The sequence below is a fragment of the Stenotrophomonas pictorum JCM 9942 genome (assembly GCF_001310775.1).
GTDB lineage: Bacteria > Pseudomonadota > Gammaproteobacteria > Xanthomonadales > Xanthomonadaceae > Stenotrophomonas > Stenotrophomonas pictorum.
The window spans coordinates 1-1,598 of sequence record NZ_BAZI01000510.1 but is presented as its reverse complement, the minus strand read 5'-3'; the positions used below and the strand labels follow the sequence as shown (position 1 = coordinate 1,598).

2 protein-coding genes are annotated in these 1,598 nt (G+C 67.0%); both read right to left on the bottom strand.

Features of this window, described 5'->3' with window-relative positions; translation table 11 throughout:
* The coding region (gene bioA / locus JCM9942_RS15550; RefSeq protein WP_256202403.1) for an adenosylmethionine--8-amino-7-oxononanoate transaminase at positions 1–952 on the bottom strand (952 nt) is incomplete at its 3' end.
* Between the two features lie 102 nt (positions 953–1,054).
* A partial coding sequence (locus tag JCM9942_RS15545) for a zinc-binding dehydrogenase (RefSeq protein WP_157722980.1) occupies positions 1,055–1,598 on the bottom strand: 544 nt, incomplete at its 5' end.

Genomic DNA, 1,598 nt, shown 5'->3' with positions numbered 1-1,598 from the left:
CCGCCACCGCGCAGGCCAGCGGGTTGGCCATGAAGGTGGGGCCGTGCATGAACACGCCCGGCTCGCCGCTGGCGATCGTGTCGGCCACCGTGCGCGTGCACAGCGTCGCGGCCAAAGTCATGTAACCGCCGGTCAACGCCTTGCCGATGCACAGGATGTCCGGACTGATACCGGCATGCTCGCAGGCGAACAACCGCCCGCTGCGGCCGAAGCCGGTGGCGATCTCGTCGCAGACCAGCAGCACGTCATGCGCGTCGCACAACCGCCGCAGCTCGCGCAGGTACTGCGGATGATAGAAGCGCATGCCACCGGCGCCCTGCACGATGGGCTCGATGATGAACGCCGCCAGCGTGTCAGCGCGCTCGGCGAACAGTTGCGCGACCGGCGCGATATCACGCTCATCCCACGGTTCGTCAAATCCCGTACGTGGCGCCGGCACAAAGCAGCGCGCCGGCAGCGACGCACCGAACAGGCCATGCATGCCGGTGACCGGGTCGCACACCGACATCGCGTTCCAGGTGTCACCGTGATAACCGGAGCGGGTGGTGGCGATGTTGTTCTTGCAGGATTTGCCGCGTGCGGCCTGGTACTGCACCGCCATCTTCAGCGCCACCTCCACCGACACCGAACCGGAGTCGGCGTAGAAGATCGCCTCCAGCCCCGCCGGCACGATCTCCAGCAGCGCCTTGCCCAGCGCGATCGCCGGCTCATGGGTGAGCCCGCCGAACATCACGTGCGCCATCTTTCCCAGCTGCCCGATGACGGCCTGGTTCAACACCGGGTGGTTGTAGCCATGCACCGCGCACCACCACGAGGCCATGCCGTCGATCAGGCGGGTACCGTCTTCCAGTTGCAACAACACGCCATCGGCACGGGCGACCTTGAGCACCGGCACCGGGCCGCCCAGCGCACTGTAGGGATGCCACAGGTGCTCACGGTCGAATTGATCCATCACCATCATCCAGAACCACGCCGCGCGGGAGGCGGCTTGCAGGGCGCGTACCTTACGCCCTCGCCCGCAGCGGCGCACGTGCGCCGCCACGATGGGTTCACGTCACTGCGGCAGCGAGGCCATATCGATGACGAAACGGTAGCGCACATCGGATTTCTCCATGCGCTCATAGGCCTCGTTGATCTGGTCCATGCGGATCATTTCGCAGTCCGGCAGGATGTTCTTCTCCGCGCAGAAATCCAGCATCTCCTGGGTCTCGCGGATGCCACCGATCAGGGAACCGGCGATGCAGCGGCGGCCCAGCAGCAGTGGCACGGAGTTGATCTGGCCCATCGGCCCGACCTGGCCCACGATCACCAGCGTGCCGTCCATATCCAGCAGCGGCAGGTAGGGGTCCAGCTCGTGCTTGACCGGCACCGTGTCGATGATCAGATCGAACGAGGCCGCGGCCGCGGCCATCGCCGCCTCGTCACTGGAGACCAGCAGGCTGCCGGCGCCCAGTTCCAGCGCATCGGCCTGTTTGGACGGGCTGCGGCTCAGTACGGTGACCTCGGCGCCCAGACCGGCCGCCAGCTTCACCGCCATATGGCCCAGACCGCCCAGGCCGATCACGCCAACGCGGCTGCCCGGGCCCACGTTCCAGCTG